The organism is Pseudoleptotrichia goodfellowii, assembly GCF_007990505.1.
GTDB classification, from domain to species: domain Bacteria; phylum Fusobacteriota; class Fusobacteriia; order Fusobacteriales; family Leptotrichiaceae; genus Pseudoleptotrichia; species Pseudoleptotrichia goodfellowii.
This window is the reverse complement of record NZ_AP019822.1, coordinates 36473-53650: the sequence shown is the minus strand read 5'-3', so window position 1 is coordinate 53650 and position 17178 is coordinate 36473. Positions and strand designations below refer to the sequence as shown.

The 17178-nt window shown below is 32.2% G+C and carries 20 protein-coding genes; all 20 read right to left on the bottom strand.

What is annotated here, in order from left to right:
- Positions 1-271: 271 nt before the first annotated feature.
- The gene (locus tag FVE72_RS11125) at positions 272-424 is read right to left on the bottom strand and encodes a hypothetical protein (protein ID WP_154669354.1); all 153 of its coding nucleotides are present in this window, start codon (positions 422-424) and stop codon (positions 272-274) included.
- Positions 424-648: a hypothetical protein gene (locus FVE72_RS00260; RefSeq protein ID WP_026736799.1), complete on the bottom strand. Its 225-nt coding sequence runs from the start codon at positions 646-648 to the stop codon at positions 424-426. Before FVE72_RS00260 ends, FVE72_RS11125 begins: the two co-directional genes overlap by 1 nt.
- Before the next feature lie 44 nt (positions 649-692).
- Positions 693-887 carry a hypothetical protein gene (locus FVE72_RS11250; RefSeq protein ID WP_172966381.1) on the bottom strand — a complete coding sequence of 65 codons (195 nt, stop codon included), beginning with the start codon at positions 885-887 and terminating at the stop codon, positions 693-695.
- An 87-nt stretch (positions 888-974) separates the two neighbouring features.
- Positions 975-1436 (bottom strand): hypothetical protein, encoded by a 462-nt coding sequence (locus tag FVE72_RS00250; protein ID WP_036055946.1) that lies wholly within the window; start codon positions 1434-1436, stop codon positions 975-977.
- The gene (locus FVE72_RS11375) at positions 1436-1906 is read right to left on the bottom strand and encodes a hypothetical protein (RefSeq protein WP_232049455.1); all 471 of its coding nucleotides are present in this window, start codon (positions 1904-1906) and stop codon (positions 1436-1438) included. Before FVE72_RS11375 ends, FVE72_RS00250 begins: the two co-directional genes overlap by 1 nt.
- Before the next feature lie 86 nt (positions 1907-1992).
- The gene (locus FVE72_RS00240) at positions 1993-2232 is read right to left on the bottom strand and encodes a hypothetical protein (protein WP_232049454.1); all 240 of its coding nucleotides are present in this window, start codon (positions 2230-2232) and stop codon (positions 1993-1995) included.
- An 85-nt stretch (positions 2233-2317) separates the two neighbouring features.
- Complete coding sequence (locus FVE72_RS11120; protein ID WP_154669353.1) at positions 2318-2473, bottom strand: hypothetical protein; 156 nt, start codon at positions 2471-2473, stop codon at positions 2318-2320.
- Positions 2474-2571: 98 nt separating this feature from the next.
- Entirely contained in the window at positions 2572-2742 is a 171-nt protein-coding gene (locus tag FVE72_RS11370) for a hypothetical protein (protein WP_232049453.1), read from the bottom strand.
- A gap of 14 nt (positions 2743-2756) precedes the next feature.
- A complete protein-coding gene (locus tag FVE72_RS00230; protein WP_026736795.1) occupies positions 2757-3053 on the bottom strand; it encodes a hypothetical protein in 297 nt (98 codons plus the stop codon).
- Entirely contained in the window at positions 3025-3501 is a 477-nt protein-coding gene (locus FVE72_RS00225; RefSeq protein ID WP_036055944.1) for a hypothetical protein, read from the bottom strand. Before FVE72_RS00225 ends, FVE72_RS00230 begins: the two co-directional genes overlap by 29 nt.
- The gene (locus FVE72_RS00220) at positions 3501-3770 is read right to left on the bottom strand and encodes a hypothetical protein (RefSeq protein ID WP_051411699.1); all 270 of its coding nucleotides are present in this window, start codon (positions 3768-3770) and stop codon (positions 3501-3503) included. Before FVE72_RS00220 ends, FVE72_RS00225 begins: the two co-directional genes overlap by 1 nt.
- Positions 3771-3775: 5 nt before the next feature.
- On the bottom strand, positions 3776-4009 hold the full coding sequence (locus tag FVE72_RS11245; RefSeq protein WP_146966283.1) for a hypothetical protein: 234 nt from the start codon (positions 4007-4009) through the stop codon (positions 3776-3778).
- Positions 4010-4071: 62 nt separating this feature from the next.
- Entirely contained in the window at positions 4072-4197 is a 126-nt protein-coding gene (locus FVE72_RS11525) for a hypothetical protein (RefSeq protein WP_258454496.1), read from the bottom strand.
- A 14-nt stretch (positions 4198-4211) separates the two neighbouring features.
- Positions 4212-6848, bottom strand: a complete 2637-nt coding sequence (locus FVE72_RS00210; RefSeq protein ID WP_026736791.1) for a hemagglutinin repeat-containing protein — start codon at positions 6846-6848, stop codon at positions 4212-4214.
- Positions 6845-6982, bottom strand: coding sequence for a hypothetical protein (locus FVE72_RS11240; RefSeq protein WP_172966382.1), 138 nt, complete (start codon positions 6980-6982; stop codon positions 6845-6847). The genes FVE72_RS00210 and FVE72_RS11240 overlap by 4 nt, the downstream gene beginning before the upstream one ends.
- 188 nt (positions 6983-7170) lie before the next feature.
- On the bottom strand, positions 7171-7695 hold the full coding sequence (locus tag FVE72_RS00205; RefSeq protein WP_026736790.1) for a hypothetical protein: 525 nt from the start codon (positions 7693-7695) through the stop codon (positions 7171-7173).
- Positions 7696-14733 (bottom strand): hemagglutinin repeat-containing protein, encoded by a 7038-nt coding sequence (locus tag FVE72_RS00200; protein WP_146966278.1) that lies wholly within the window; start codon positions 14731-14733, stop codon positions 7696-7698.
- Between the two features lie 51 nt (positions 14734-14784).
- Entirely contained in the window at positions 14785-15252 is a 468-nt protein-coding gene (locus FVE72_RS00195) for a two-partner secretion domain-containing protein (RefSeq protein ID WP_146966275.1), read from the bottom strand.
- Between the two features lie 118 nt (positions 15253-15370).
- Positions 15371-15847 carry a two-partner secretion domain-containing protein gene (locus FVE72_RS00190; RefSeq protein WP_146966273.1) on the bottom strand — a complete coding sequence of 159 codons (477 nt, stop codon included), beginning with the start codon at positions 15845-15847 and terminating at the stop codon, positions 15371-15373.
- A 277-nt stretch (positions 15848-16124) separates the two neighbouring features.
- Entirely contained in the window at positions 16125-17132 is a 1008-nt protein-coding gene (gap, locus tag FVE72_RS00185) for a type I glyceraldehyde-3-phosphate dehydrogenase (RefSeq protein ID WP_026736787.1), read from the bottom strand.
- Positions 17133-17178: the final 46 nt, after the last annotated feature.

Here is a 17178-nt window from a genome sequence, read left to right as displayed (position 1 = left end):
AAATTATTCACATTAGCCCCGTAATAACTTATTCTATAATATTCTCCATTAACCTTTTTGGTAAATTCTATTTTATTACAATGATCATCTTTAACAAAATAAATAGGAAGACCGTAACCTGTTCTTAAATCTATTATGGTTCCGTTTTTAAAATTTATCTCTGTATTTGATGGTATTAATAATGTTATATTTTCAAATTTTACTCTTTTGTCTATATTCCTTCTATCTATATCTTTTATAGATTCTTCTACTTTTTCTTTATAATGATTATTTAAAATAGCTCCCGAAACATTTTTTTTCTCATTTCTTTTGTTTCTTTATCCTGCTCCATCTCAAATACCGTCTTTTCAATACCATATCTCAGCTCTCCACATGAACCTAATAATATCATTAGCCCTATTACTATCATTACTTTCTTTTCCATTATCTCTCAACTCCCTGTCTTAATTTTCTTAAGTAACTCGTTATATCCGATACTTTTAACTCTTTTCTTTTTTCTTCTACAGACATTCCTACATTCATAATTCCCGGCAATCCCTTGTCCTGATATCTGCCCGCATTGTATTCTCTTATTAACTCTGCTCTGTTGTATTCATCTCTTGCTTTTAATAAGAATGGACTGTTATCCAATATCGCAGGTCCGTTCATTGCTAAGTCTAATTTTAATGCCTGATCTTTTTTATATAACTCTATTACTTCTCCCAGTATTTCTTCTTTTCTTGTATTACTCGCACCTTTATATTCTTCAAACTTATTATATATTTGTTCTGATATCTCGGCACTCTCGTATACATTGGAGTTGATACCCCCACTTTTGAAAAAGTGGACAAAACTCCCAACTCAAATTTCTCTACCCTCAAAAATACTCCGTTCGTTTGAAAAATCATAAACTCACTTCGTTCAAACAATAATTTTTCATCACTCACTCCCATATTTTTTCGTAGAGAAATTTGAATGTTGGTTTTTATTTTTATTTAATTACATGTGTTTTTAAAACCATTTATATTTATTATTTTTTGTGCTATTTTACTTATTTCAGGTATAGTTTTATTATAAAATATACTATATTTATTATTATTATGTATTTTTTCTATGCAATGAAGTTCTTTCGAAAATGTAATTGGTATTCCATACCCTGTCTTTTCATCTACTATATTTCCAACCTTCATATTCAATCTTGTATTTTCCGGTATCAACAACGTAATTTCTCCAAATTGTACATGTTTATTTATTGGTCGTTTTAGTATATCTTTTATCACTCCTTCCACTATCTTTTTATCTTTTTCCTCTGCTCCTCCTGCTTCTTTTTCTTTTAATGAATTTGCATATTTTTCTTCTTTCATTTCATACACTGTTTTTTCTACTCCGTATCTTAACATTCCACATGAATTTAATAACATCATTAGTCCTATTACTATCATTACTTTCTTTTCCATTATCTCTCAACTCCCTGTCTTAACTTTCTTAAGTAACTCGTTATATCAGATGCTTTTAAGTCTTTTCTTGCTCTGCTCTCTTCTCCAGACATTCCTATATTCGTAATTCCTGGTAAGCCTTTATCCTGATATCTGCCCGCATTGTATTCTCTTATTAACTCTGCTCTGTTATATTCATCTCTTGCTTTTAATAAGAATGGACTATTATCCAATATCGCAGGTCCATTCATTGCTAAGTCTAATTTTAATGCCTGATCTTTTTTATACAACTCTATTACTTCACCTAATATCTCTTCTTTTCTTATGTTATTCGCACTTTTATATTCTTCAAACTTATTATATATTTGTTCCGATATCTCGGCACTCTCGTATACATTGGAGTTGATACTCCCCACTTTTGAAAAAGTGGACAAAACTTCCAACTCAAATTTCTCTACTCTCAAAAATACTTCGCTCGTTTGAAAAATCATAAACTCACTTTGTTTAAACAATGATTTTTCATTACTCTCTCTCATATTTTTTCGCAGAGAAATTTGAATGTTGGATTTTATTTTACTTAATTACAAGTCTTTGTAAAGCCGTTTGTTCTTATTATTTTTTGAGAAATATTACTTATTTTTGGATCTTTTTCATTATAAAGTATTCTAATAAAAGTTTGGTCATTTACTTTTTTTCTATAAAATATTGATGTACAACGCTTAACTTCATCAAAACTTACAGGTATTCCATATCCTGTTTTTTCGTCAACTATATTTCCTACTTTTTGATTTATGATTGTATTTTCTGGTATCAACAACGTAATTCCCCCAAATTGTGCATGTTTATTTATTGGGCGTCTTGATATATCTTCTATTACTTCTAATACAGAAGACTCATAATTTTTATTGCCTATTGCTCCTCCTGCATTTTTTTCTCCATTCCTTTATTTCTCTATCTTCTCTTGCTTCATCTACTGTCTTTTCAATCCCATATCTCAACTCTCCACATGAACTTAATAACATTATTAGCCCTATTACTATCATTATTTTCTTTTCCATTATTTCTCAACTCCCTGTCTTAACTTTCTCAAATAACTCGTTATATCTGATACTTTTAACTCTTTTCTTTCTCCTCTCTCTTCTTCAGGCATTCCTATTTACATAATTCCTGGTAACCCCTTATCCTGATATCTTCCCGCATTATATTCTCTTATTAACTCTGCTCTGTTATATTCATCTCTTGCTTTTAATAAGAATGGACTATTATCCAATATCGCAGGTCCATTCATTGCTAAGTCTAATTTTAATGCCTGATCTTTTTTATACAACTCTATTACTTCTCCTAATATCTCTTCTTTTCTTGTATTACTCGCACCTTTATATTCTTCAAACTTATTATATATTTGTTCTGATATCTCGGCACTCTCGTATACATTGGAGTTGATACCCCCACTTTTGAAAAAGTGGACAAAACTCCCAACTCAAATTTCTCTACCCTCAAAAATACTCTGTTCGTTTGAAAAATCATAAACTCACTTTGTTCAGACAATGATTTTTCATCACTCACTCCTGTATTTTTTCGTAGAGAAATTTGAATGTTGAATATTTTTTTATTTACTGCAAGTATTTTTAAATCCATTTATACTTATTATTTTTTGTGCTATTTTGCTTATTTCAGGTATAGTTTTATTATAAAATATTCCATAATCTATATTTTCTTTTACTTTTTTTGCAATACACCCACTACTACTTCCTGAAAATGTTATAGGTATTCCATATCCCGTCTTCATATCTATTATATTTCCTTGTTTTGAATTTATTACTGTACCTTCCGGTATTATTAAAGCAACCCCTTCAAATTGTACTCTTTTATTTATAGGTCTTTTTGATATATCTTTTACTATTTCTTCTACTCCCCCCCTATATTTATCTCTCGAAACTGCTCCTGGACCATCTTTTTTAGTTGCTTCTTTTTCCTCTTTATCCTGTTCCATCTCAAATACTGTCTTTTCAATCCCATATCTCAACTCTCCACATGAACTTAATAATAGCATTAATCCCATTACTAACATCACTTTCTTTTGCATTATCTCTCAACTCCCTGTCTTAACTTTCTCAAATAACTTGTTATGTCTGATACTTTTAACTCTTTTCTTTCTCCTCTCTCTTCTCCAGGCATTCCTATTTTCGTAATTCCTGGTAAACCCTTATCCTGATATCTTCCCGCATTATATTCTCTTATTAACTCCGCTCTGTTATATTCATCTCTTGCTTTTAATAAGAATGGACTGTTATCCAATATCGCAGGTCCATTCATTGCTAAGTCTAATTTTAATGCCTGATCTTTTTTATACAACTCTATTACTTCTCCCAGTATTTCTTCTTTTCTTGTGTCATTTGCACTTTTATATTCTTCAAACTTATTATATATTTGTTCCGATATCTCAGCACTCTCATAAACATTGAAGTTGATACCCCCACTTTTGAAAAAGTGGACAAAACTCCCAACTCAAATTTCTCTACCCTCAAAAATACTCTGTTCGTTTGAAAAATCATGAACTCACTTCGTTCAAACAATGATTTTTCATCACTCACTCCCGTATTTTTTCACAGAGAAATTTGAATGTTGGAAATATTATTTTTAATTATAAGTCTATTTATTTTTTTATAGGTTCTGTTAATTCATCCTCTTTAAAATCATCTATAGTTTTTTCTATTCCATATCTTACTAAACCCAACATTCCACACGAATTTAATAACATCATCAGCCCTATTACTAACATTACTTTCTTTTCCATTATCTTTCAACTCCCTGTCTTAACTTTCTTAAGTAACTCGTTATATCAGATGCTTTTAAGTCTTTTCTTGCTCTGTTCTCTTCTCCAGGCATTCCTACATTCATAATTCCCGGCAATCCCTTATCCTGATATCTACCTGCTTTGTATTCTCTTATTAACTCTTCTCTGTTATATTCATCTCTTGCTTTTAATAAGAATGGACTGTTATCCAGTATCGCAGGTCCATGCATTGCTAAGTCTAATTTTAATGCCTGATCTTTTCTATACAACTCTATTACTTCGCCTAATATCTCTTCTTTTCTCGTATTATTTGCACCTTTATATTCTTCAAACTTATTATATATTTGTTCCGATATTTCCGCACTTTCATATACATAAGTTCCGTGAGGATTACTTATTAAGCTTTTTATTCCTTTTTCAGAAACAGTTTTATTGTTTATAGAATTTTTATAATTTTCTTTTATTTTAGATATTTCATCATTTGTAACTACCTTTGAATACAAATAATCTTCTTCTAATATCTTTTTATCTCCAGGCAACACAGGTATAAATAATCCCGGCATTCTTTGTTCTCTAAATATTGCTTTTCCTGCAAACCACCAATTCCCTGTATTATCTTTCCATGAATGTTCTTTTACACTGTTTACATTTAATGCATTTATCAATCTAGACTCTCCTGATAATCCTAATATCTTTTTAGAGTTCGCCACAAAGTCAGGTGTATTTAAGGCTGCTCCTCTAAATGTTATTCCCAATGAATTTTCAAATTCCTGTATCGTATTTCTTCTTATCGGTGTTCCATACATTCCTACTTTATAACTTCCTTGTCCATCTCCTAATTTTATTCCGTTATTTTTTAATATATTAAATGCTCCTAACCCTACTATATTTCCTTGACTGTATAATCCCAAGTCATAATTTACTCCCTCTGCTCCTGATGCCAACGCTATCGCTGTTCCTCTCGAGATTCCTGTCGACAATCCTAAACTTGATAAACTTCCATCAAATACTTTTCCCATAAAACTTTCAAACAGATCAGATACCATTCCTCTCGACGGATTATACACCAACGCTATTTTTACTTCTTCTCCATTTGCAAATCTCTTTTTATTCTCTTCTGTCATATTTTTAAATATAGCATTTCTTGTCGCATTTGATTTTACTTCTGTTATCCCATTTATAAATGCCTGAACATTTTTCAATCTTTTTCCGTCTTTATCAATTCCTACTTCTGACAGTCTTCTTTTTTCAACCATTCCCATCAGCATTTCCCCATTTTTACCTTTTTGCAATGTTACTTCTATTATAGGGGCTTTATCTTTTCTTACTGTTCTTACTATTTGTTCTAACAATCCTCCATGATGTTCCTGTAATGGCATAAGTGAACCTGTCATATTGTTCAGTTTTACTAATTTAGACTCTACAGATGCTATTGCTGAACTTGTTTTTGTTCTAAACTTATCTTCATAATTCGTTCTTACCTTATTTCCTGTATGTTCTTTTATATCATCCAGAAAATCTCCTATTATTCCTGCATTACTTGACATTATTTTATTAAAATCTCCCCAGCTGTTCGGTTCGCTCTTAAATATAAATTCTGTCTTTTGTACATTTACATCTTTAAGCATTTCCTCTGCTCTCGTTATATCTCTGTTTACTCCTACTTCTATCCCTTTTCCCGAGTTTATTGCTCCGTTTCCTATTGTTGCTCTTGTTACTTTTTCTCTTTCGTGTCCTTCTACTCCTACTCCGTATGTTTCATCTACTCTGTTTGGAACTTCTTTTACATTATCTCTGGTTTTATTCTTTCCTTTTTTATTATTTAAAACTAATTCTGTATTATTATCTCTTGATCTTTGGTTTATTTCTATATTTCCATTTAAGTTTATCAGTTTATCATGACTTTCTATATCCTGTGTTCTTAAACTTCCATATGATAATGTCAAGTTTCCTTTGTCTTTTCCATTCTCATCTATATTGGCTATTATCCCTCCTATCAGTGCCAATTCTTTGCCTACTTTTACATCTGCACTCTCTGTTCCGATTATTCCGCTTTGTTCAGCTACCCATGCCTTATCTTTTCTTCCGTAATTGCCTCCCAAACTTCCGTTATGTCTGTTGTCAGGTTTTCCGTCCTGACCTTTTCCCTTTTGCATACTGTAGCCTACATTCACTCCTATCTGTTTCATCTCCTCTTTATCCTGTAAACTTTCTACCAACAGATTTTCTCTTATATCCGCTTCTACATGCTTACCTACTGCTCTGCCCCCTCTTATTTCCATATTGTCGGCTTTTATTTTCAGTTTATTGCCTGCCTGTATTTGTGTATTATTATACATTGTGCCTTCTGATTTCATCGTACCGTAATTTGCTCCTGCCGATACTCCTTCTGCTCCCCATAATGTTATTCCTAAGTTTGCTCCTATGCTTCTTGATTTTGCACTGTATCTGTCTGCCGATGCTTCCAGTTTTATCTTCTTGGCATCCATTTCCAAGTCATTTTCTGCTCTTATAAAACTTCCGTTTATTTCCAGTTCTTGACTCTTTAGCAATATATCCTGTCCTGCTCTCATATTTGTTGTTACATTTTTCAAGTACTGACTCGCACTTTTTGTTGTGTCGAAACTTACATTCAATTATTTAAAAATTTATCCACTTTTGAAAAAGTGGACAAAATTTCCAACTCAAATTTCTCTACCTTCAAAAATACTCCGTTCGTTTGAAAAATCATAAACTCTCTTCGTTCAGACAATGATTTTTCATCACTCACTCCCGTATTTTTTCGTAGAGAAATTTGAATGTCGGATTTATTATTAAATTAATGACCAGGATAACAATCCAATCCTAACTGACAAGTAGGAATACAAGAACTTAATATCAATGCAAGTCCTATAATTAATAACAATAAAAATATTTTTCTCTTCATCTTTAATTCTTCCTTTCTATCAAAATAATTTTTTATTGGCTTTTCATTACTTTTACTATGGCTTCACATACAGGAACTCCTTTTTCTATTTCAGGAGAAGCTGCTTTACAAGCTATATATAATCCCGATTTTATCTCTATCATCATTTGATACTGAAACGGTCCTGTTGTTATTCTATATTTTCCGTTACCAATTTCATAGATACTTCCTTCTTTTTTAGCTATATACGTCTTTAACTCCAACATTGATTCTTCTATCAAAAACACTTGAGTTCCCGTTTTTGTTACTTCATCATATAAATATTTTCTTTTTTTGCCGAACAATTCATCTGTAGTTGCTGATTTTCCATATTTAAAAACCATATTCTCCGGCATTTTTATATTGTATCCTGATATTTGTGCTACTACTTTTCTTCTTCCTAATATATCCTTTTCTGTAAATTCTGCTCCATAATCTGAATATCCTTTCTTAGGAATCGGTCCTGTTAATTGGGACATATCTGTTATACATGATGACAGCATTATTAAACTTAATATTAAAATTATATTCTTTTTCATTTATCTCACCCTTCTTCTCAAATTCGCAACCATGTCATCTATTGATTGCGTTGCACTTCTTTTAGTATTACCATTCATATGCAAATCTCCTGTTCTTTTATTCTCAGGTATTTTCTCTCTTTCTCTCCATTGAGCTCCAAGATTTTCCACAAATTCATCAAATAAAATATTTGTTCTAAAATCTATTATCTGATTATTTGTAACAACTGGACCGTATTTCATTTTATCAAGCATAATATTTTGTCTTTCAGCCCTTATTTTATTTATTTCTTTTTCTACTTCTATTGCTGATTTTCCTGAATTTAACAATTCCAATTCTCTAGCTACAAATTCTCTATCCTCATACATATATCTTCCATGATAATTCATCGCATACCCTGTAAATTGTTTACCATTCTTAAAACCGTGAGCTTGACTTATACTTGATATTTCCTCTGGAGTATATTCTTCTTTTTCTTTTAAAGTCAACATCGGGTATACCTGATCTCTTAACATTGATGGTCCTATAATTGCTATCTTCGGTGCTAAAGCATCTCTTTTGGTTCTCGGTTTTTCATTATAATCTCTTGTTTCAGATACTATTCCTTTTAGTCCCATCAATTTTCCATTTTCACTACCTACAGGGTCTAATGTATTTATCATTGATACTCCGTTTATAAAGTTCAATTTCCCTGTTAATGCATCAAATGCTTTTGGAGCTATCGGCGTTCCTGTATGATATAACGTTATATTACCATTCAGTGTTTTCCCTTTATTGTTCAGATAATTTAATGCTCCCATCATTATTATATTTGCTTGGCTGTATGTCGTGATATTATATTCTCTGCTCGAATCTAAACGTGTAAGTATATCCGATAGTCCTCTTGAAACTCCCGTTGTCATTCTAAAGTTTGTTTTGCTTCCATCTGCCATTTTTCCTATTACCGATTCAACTACATCCGGATAATATCCTCTTGTCTTATTGTAAATCAACGTAACTTCAAATTTTCCTCCGTTATCTATTCTTTTTCTGTCTGCTGCTGAAGATAATTGATTTATTGCATTGTTTATCGATCCTTCTAATTCTTCTGACATCCCGTTTACAAATATTTCTTTTGTTTTTATCTGACTCGGATCTTTTAATTTTTGTCCTGTTATTATTCTTTTTCCATTTTCATCTTGTTGAACTACAATATGATACATATCCAATTGATCTTTTTTACCGAAATATTTGAAAGCATCCAGAATTCCTCCATGTTGTCCTGATGTCGGTATTAATGCAAGTGACTCATTATAAAGTTTTTTATCTACAAAATCTTCTATTCTTCTTATTGTCTTGTAAACTTTTTCTGTCCATTCTCCCTGTATGTTCTTAGGTTCATTATTTAACAGTTTCTCATTTACATCATCTGCTAACTTTCCTATTACTCCTGCATCTGTTGCCAGTATTCCTCCTATTTCTCCCCAACCTTTTTTCGTTTCCACAAAGTCCACATTTACTTTCTTTATATTCACATCTTTCAATATCTCATCTGCTCTATATACATCTCTATTTAAAGGTCCACTCTGTTCTCCTACCAACAATACACCATTTCCTATTGTTGCTCTTGTTACTTTTTCTCTGTCATGACCTTCTATTGATGCTCCATAATCTGTGCCTACTTTGTCTTCTTTTCCTTTTATAGGATTACCGTTTTCATCTTTTAAGTGTATCTGCTGATCTGTAGGTACTTTTTCTCTTTCCGTTATACTTGCCCTTATTCCTACTCCTACATGTTTATCTTTGCTTTCTATATCTTCTGTCAGCAGATTTTTGATTTCTACTGTTAAATTTCCTCTGTCTTTTCCGTTTTCATCTATATTTCCTATCAAACCGCCTTTTAAGTATCCTTCATCTGCTTTTACTCTTATTTTTTCTGTTCCTATTATACTGCTTTGGGTTCCTACCCACTCTTTATCTCCTTTTACTGCTGTTACTTCTCCGTTTCCTGAATAAGTATATTTTTCTTTTCCTTTACCTGCATTTACTCCTATTCCTACTCCTATTTCTCTATATTTTGATGTATCCTGTAAACTTTCCAATACAAGTTTTTTTGTTTCCACATCTGTTTCTTTTCCTTTTAAGTTTCCTCCTTTTATTATAAGTTCATCAGATCTTGAGTACAACTTATTTCCTGCTATTATTTGGCTGTTATTATATGTCTTTCCTTCAGATTTACTTTGGGAATATCCTACGTTTCCTCCTACATTTCCTGAATTCGTTCCCCATATACCGTATTTTCCGCTTACCGATATATTTTTAGATTTATTTTCATAAGTGTCTTCAGAGCCATGTATTTTTATTTTATTTGATTCTAAAAATACATTATTATCTCCTTTTATTATTCCTCCATATATTTCCAATTCATTACTTTTAAGAACAATATCTTTTCCTGCTCTTATATTTGCTGCTATATTTTGAATATACTTACTTGCTGATTTTCCTTGACTTACACTTGCTTCTAAGTCTAAGCCGGCATGAACACCTCCCGAACTTGGTCCTTTAAAGTAATTATTTAAAGCATTTATTGTATCTTCTTTTCCTTCAAGACTTTCCATAAGGTCTTTACCTTTTGCTATGTCTTTTATAAAGCTTCCTACTCTTCCTATATTAGGCAATTCTTTTATTGCTTTAAAATAATCTTTATAAGATTTAAAAGTATCTTTTATTCCGCCTAAATTAAGACTTACTGCCAATGCTGCTCTTGCATTTACACTTTGGCTGTTTGTCAGTATCTCACTCGTTGAGTCTTTTATATAGATTTTTCCTTTTTCTGCAAATACTCCTATATTCTCTTTAGCTCCAAAATCTCCCTGTAACAATACATTTCCTTCATCTGATTTTATTAATATATTCTTATTCGTTACAAGTACATTCTTTTCAGGTGTTATCATCGTTCTGCCGTTATAGTCTTTGGAATATGCCGCTTCTACTCCTGCCGATGCTGACAGCTTTTTACCGTCCGCTGTCGCAAATAATCCTGCTCTTATTTTTTCATTCTGCTCTCTTATACTTGCAAAATTTTCTCCGTCTTTTAATACTACTCCGTTTTTTCCGTCCAGTATAATATCCCCTGCTGCTCCTATTTTACTTCCTATTGATATTATATGGTCTCCTTCTGCTTTTACTCCTCCACCTTTGGAGTTTATTATACTTCCGACATTTTTTATCGTCTGTGTCGATATTTCATTCTTACCTTTTTCTACTCCTGCAAATACTCCTCCCTTATTTGCTGTAAATTTTAATCCTTTTGATAAATGCTCTTCATATCTGCTGCTTATTTCCGTTCCCGGTACTATTTCTACTCCGAGTTTTCCTCTTAAAAATACAGGTCCTACTGTTTGTATATCTACTCCCTCTATTCTCAATTTTCCTTCAGAGTCCATTTTTACTCCGCTTTCTCCGTATAGTTGACTATGTCTGTATTTTTCCTTATCATCACTTATATAGTCACTTCTTCTTTTATATGTTACTCCCCAGAAACTTTTTACTGTATGTGAATCATATATATTTTTTATTCTGTCTTTTGTACCTTGTAAATATATATTTCCGTCAGACAATCCTACTATCTGCCCTTTTGTTTTAAAGTTTACTCCCTGTGCAAATACTCCCTTATTGTCCGCAGCTTTTCCTATCCCTTTATAGTTTATAAGGACATTTCCTTCATTTGTTATTTCCACAGGATTTGCATAAACATTATCCTGTATCCATGTTTCTGTCGTCGTTTTCTTTCTTCTCAGTCCTCCTCCGCTTGTACTTGTCTGTGTTCTGAATTTATATTCAGTGTCCACTGTCGAGAACATCAAAAGATAGTTCTTCGCATTCAGCACTACATCATTTTGTGCTCTTAAATCGCTGCTTTCAAGAACTATGTCTTTTGCCGAATCAAGTATTGTGTCTTTTCCTTCTCCTATTATTCCTGATACTGTGTTCATTTTATTTACTGTATCCCAATATCTTGAAACCTGTACCTGTACAGTTTTTGACGGTCCGTATTCCATTTCTCTTTCTTCTCCGTCTCTTCCTCCACGACGTACTAATTTCTTATCTCTTACCTGTCTTGTTTCCGTTACTGTTTCTGTCACTCCTTTTTTACTGTCCTGTAAACTTATTGTTTTATCTACTATATCTTTTTCTGTACTCTTTATATATGTTCCGCCTTTTCCTTTTATGTTTCCGGCTACATTTTCCACTTCTTTTCCTTCTACATAAACAAGACCATTTCCTTCTATTTTCCCTATATTTCTTATACTTTCTGTTACTCCTATTACTTCAGGAGCTGATGCTCTTCTTACTATAAATCCTCTTAATCCTCCACTTTGCGGTTGTAACATTATTGTCTGGGATGTTATTGTACTTTCATTTAAGACTTTTCCGTCTTTAGACGTAACTTTCGTAAATTCTGTTCCTGAAATTACTGCACCTGTATTTGTTACTCCTTTGTTTCCTTCTACAATTACATCTTTTCCTTCTATTTTTGCTATGTTGTTTCCTATACTTGCATTTACTATTTTTCCTTTTACATCTATAAATGTTGTTCCTTTTCCTGCCTCTCCTATTTGCGATGTATTTACAAGTTCTCCCGCTTTTATTACTGTACTTTGACTTCCTATTATACTTGAAGGATTTATTACCATTCCTACTTTTCTGTTATCTACCAATACTCCGTCTTCTCTTCTGTATATGCCTTTTGTATATTCTTCTGTACCGTTCACTACTTTTCCCGTTACTTCCATATATACATCGGCTCCTTCTATTCTGCCGCCTGCTCCCAATACTGTCAGGTTTTTATCTTTTTCGTCCTGTATATATTTCCCAATATTATATACATTTTGAGCTTTCACATAAATACCTTTTTGAGCTTTTATATTTCCTCCGTCTTTATTTATTACATCTCCCTTTTCCGCTTTTATTGTTATGCTTCCGTCACTTGTTATATTTGAAGCCTCTACGTTAAAGTTTACTCCTCTTTCACGTATCTCTCTTTTTTCTTCATTTTTATTATTTCTTCCGCTATTTCTTCTCAATCTTGAAAATATTCCGCCTCTTGTATACCCTATTCCTTCTGTTCCTGTCGCTTCATATCTTACAGTATCTATTATTTCTATGTCTGCTGTTCCTATATTTTCAAAACGACCATTCTTTACTTCTCCGTATATATCTCCTTTTGCATCTATTTTTCCATTGTCATTTCTTATTAATGTTTCCGCTATTAATGTCAAACTTCCTTCTGATAATATTTTCCCTCTGTTGTTTTCTATTATACTTCCTTCTAAATATGTATTTTCTTTACCTTTTATTAAGCCTGTTCCCTTATTTAACAGCTTTCCTTCAGCTTTTACATAAAGATTCTTATCCGATAACAGATTCCCTTCATTTTCTATATTCTTTGCTGTTACTGATAATGTATCCAGCCCTCTTATATCTTTGGCATTCTTTAAGTCCGATTTCGTATCCAGTCTTAATATCCCCGATACTATTTCATCTTTTAGTATTATTCCTTCCTGCCCTATTAACTCCAATGTATTTTTTCTTTGCATTTTTTCTTTTATTGTTACTTTTTTTCCGTTTAATGTTGTTACTGCATCTCCTTCTACTAATCCTTCATATTCGTACTCATTAGGCGTAGTTAATTCCACTACACCTCTTGATACTATTTTTCCTTCTCCGTTTGATACTTTTCCTACATTTAACGTTGTTTGTCCTAAACTTGCTATTATTCCTTTTGTATTATCAAGTCTATCTGCTTTTAATTCTACTCCTGTTGTCTGCTCTTTTACTTCGTCTTTCTTACTTTCTTCTTTCTTGTCTTCTTTTTTCTCAGGTCCTTTTTCTTTCACTTCCCATTTTTGTGCTTCTTCTTTTGTTATTCCGTCTGATAATATATATCCTTCTCTGTTTATTGTTTCTTTTACATTAAGGTCTATTTTCCCGTTGCTTCTTATTATTCCTGTCAGGTTATTCAGTTTTTCTCCTACTACTTTTACTCCTTCAGAGCCGAATATTTCTCCTCTTATGTTACTTCCTTCTTTTGCTGCTATATCAAGTTTTTCGTTTGTTAATATCTTTCCTTCATCATTTATGAATTTATTTGCATCTATTTTTTTGATGTTTCCTTTTAGTGTTCCGTTTTTATTGTCTATTACTTTTCCATCTAAAGTTAAGGCTCCTATAGATTCTACTTTACCTTTGGCATTTCCTGTAAGATTGCCTCCTATTCTTACTTCTCTTCCTTTTATTAATCCTTCTGTATTATCTACTGCTCCTGTTATATTTATTCCTTTTTCTGTTTCTGCTTTTGTGTTTTCTTCCTTTTTATTACTTTCCTCTTCCTGTTTTGCTTCTTCCTTTGTCAGTCCGTCTGATAATATATATCCTTTTTTATTTACTGTATTTACTACATCCAATTCTATTTTTCTGTTACTTCTTATTTCTCCTGATAAGTTATTCAGTTTTTCTCCTACTATTTTTACTCCTTCGGAACCGAATATTTCTCCTCTTACATTGCTTCCTTCTTTTGCTGCTATATCGAGTTTTTCGTTTGTTAATATCCTTCCTTCATCATTTATGAATTTATTTGCATCTATTTTTTTGATGTTTCCTTTTAGTGTTCCGTTTTTATTGTCTATTACTTTTCCATCTAAAGTTAAGGCTCCTATAGACTCTACTTTTCCTTTAGCGTTTCCTGTAAGATTTCCTCCTATTCTTACTTCTCTTCCTTTTATTAATCCTTCTGTATTATCTACTGCTCCTGTTATATTTATTCCTTTTTCTGTTTCTGTATCTACTTTTTTATTGTCTTCCTTTTTACTTTCCTCTTCCTGTTTTGCTTCTTCCTTTGTCAGTCCGTCTGATAATATATATCCTTTTTTATTTACTGTGTTTGTTACATCCAGTTCTATTTTTCTGTTACTTCTTATTTCTCCATTACTGTTATCCAGTTTTTGTCCTGTTATGTTTATTTTTTCTGTTGCAAATACTTCCCCTTTATTTTCTGTTTCTTTGGATTTTATATCCACTTTTCCCTGTACTTCTATTTTGATGTTATTTTTGTCTTGTCACTTTCTATCTCAAATGCTTTTTTCTCCTAATGCTTCTTCCAAATATCCAGTTATCACTTTTGCATCTATTTCTGTTTCTTTTGCTTTTATCTGTACTTTCTTTCCTGATGTTGTTTCTCCTTTTATTCTTACTTTCTTCGGTGTTTTATATACTACTTTCTTTCCTGCATTTACTTTGTTTGTTGTTATATCTCCGTTTGCTGTCAATACTACATCATCTACACTTACCAAGTCCCCTTTTGTATTTACTCCTGCTCCCTTATCATTTGATATTATATCTATTTTTCCTGCATACATACTTCCTGCTGCTTTTCCGTCTACTGCTATTCCGCTGTATGTTTCACCTTTACTTTTTACTTCTTTTGTCTTATACTGGTATGTCTGTCCTCCTGCCGATACCATTACTCTTGTTTCTCTTGATGCTTTTATTACTCCCGCTATATCTATCGTTTTCCCCAATAATTCAAGATCTGTCAAGCTTAATGCATCTATTCCTTTTCTCCTATTCCTATATGTCCTTGTGACACGTCTATTGCTACTAAATCTCCGTCTTTCATTTGAAGACTTCCTGTTGTCAATGTCACTCTGTCGGAATTTAAAAACCCCCGCCATTAACAAATATTCCGTTCCTATTTGCCATAACGAGGTCTGCTCTTTTTCCTGCCACTTCCACTATTCCGTTTATGTTTGTTTTATTCTTCCCTGTAACCTCTGTTATTATGAGATTTGCTTCAGGTCCGTTATCAAGATTTCTGTTTCTTACTACCAGTCCTGCGATTTGTGTATTTATGACTACATTTTTATTATTGTTTAAGATTAGTCCCTGTTCACTTACCTGTAATTCTTTCAGAGAGTTATAACTTGTGCCGTTCTTATTAGGTGCTGCTATATCTATCTGATCCACCCCTGAAGCAGTTTTTGTTACCCTTGTCCCTATACTGACAGGGTCAGGCACGATGTCAGCGAATATATTAAAATTAAAAAACAGTAACATTACAAAAGCTATTATTTTTTGTAAGATTCTGTTTTTGAAATATTCACTCAGTCCTTCAAAAGCTCTACTCTTTTTCACTTATCTCACGCTCCTAATGTTTTATTCATTTTCATTTATATATTATAATAATGTATTTTACCTTATTTTCTTTAAAATTTCAACAAATATTCTTACAAAACAGTAAAAATTTAATAAATTTTATGATTTTTTAAATAATAGACGTTTTTTTCATTAATTAAAAGCTTCTATCTATACTGTCTCAAAATTTATCCAAAAAAATCAACCCTCCGATTTATAAAAATAAAACTATAAACCAAAGGGCTGATATAAATAACTGCTTTTATTATTTAAACTATTATTTTGCCAATTCAACAAAGTATTTCAATGTTCTTACTAATTGAGCAGTGTAAGACATTTCATTGTCATACCATGAAACTGTTTTAACTAATTGTTTGTCTCCGCTTTCGATAACTTTTGTCTGAGTTGCGTCAAACAATGAACCGAAATGGATTCCAACTATATCAGAAGATACTAGAGGTTCTTCAGTATATCCGAATGATTCGTTAGATGCTGCTTTCATAGCTGCATTAACTTCGTCTTTAGTAACTTTTTTGTTTAAAACTGAAATTAATTCAGTTAATGATCCTGTAGGAACAGGTACTCTTTGAGCAGCTCCGTCCAATTTTCCTGCTAATTCAGGTATAACCAATCCTATAGCTTTTGCAGCTCCTGTAGTATTAGGTACTATATTTGCAGCGGCAGCTCTTGCTCTTCTGAAGTCACCTTTTCTGTGAGGTGCATCCAATGTATTTTGATCTCCTGTGTAAGCGTGGATAGTAGTCATTGATCCTACTTCAATTCCGAATTTATCTTGTAAAACTTTAGCCATAGGTGCTAAACAGTTAGTTGTACAAGAAGCAGCAGAAATTACTGTTTCTGAACCGTCCAAAATATTGTTATTCACATTAAATACTACTGTTTTCATTTCTCCTGAACCAGGTGCTGATATAACTACTTTTTTAGCTCCTGCTTTAATATGTTTTTCGGCTTTTTCTTTAGAAGTGAAGAATCCTGTACATTCCAAAACTACATCTACTCCTAATTGTCCCCATGGTAAATTTTCAGGATCTGCATCTGCGAAAGTTTTAATTTCTTTTCCGTTTACTACGAATGCATTTTCCTTAACTTGGATTTCTCCGTCAAATCTTCCTTGTGCTGTATCGTATTTGAACAAATGTGCCAACATAGCCGCATCTGTCAAATCGTTAATTGCAACTACATCAAATTCAGGATCATTTGCCATTAATCTTAATGCCAATCTCCCTATTCTTCCAAATCCGTTAATTGCTACTTTAACTGCCATATTACTATTACCTCCTAAAAAATTTTATTATTTTATTCACAATTTG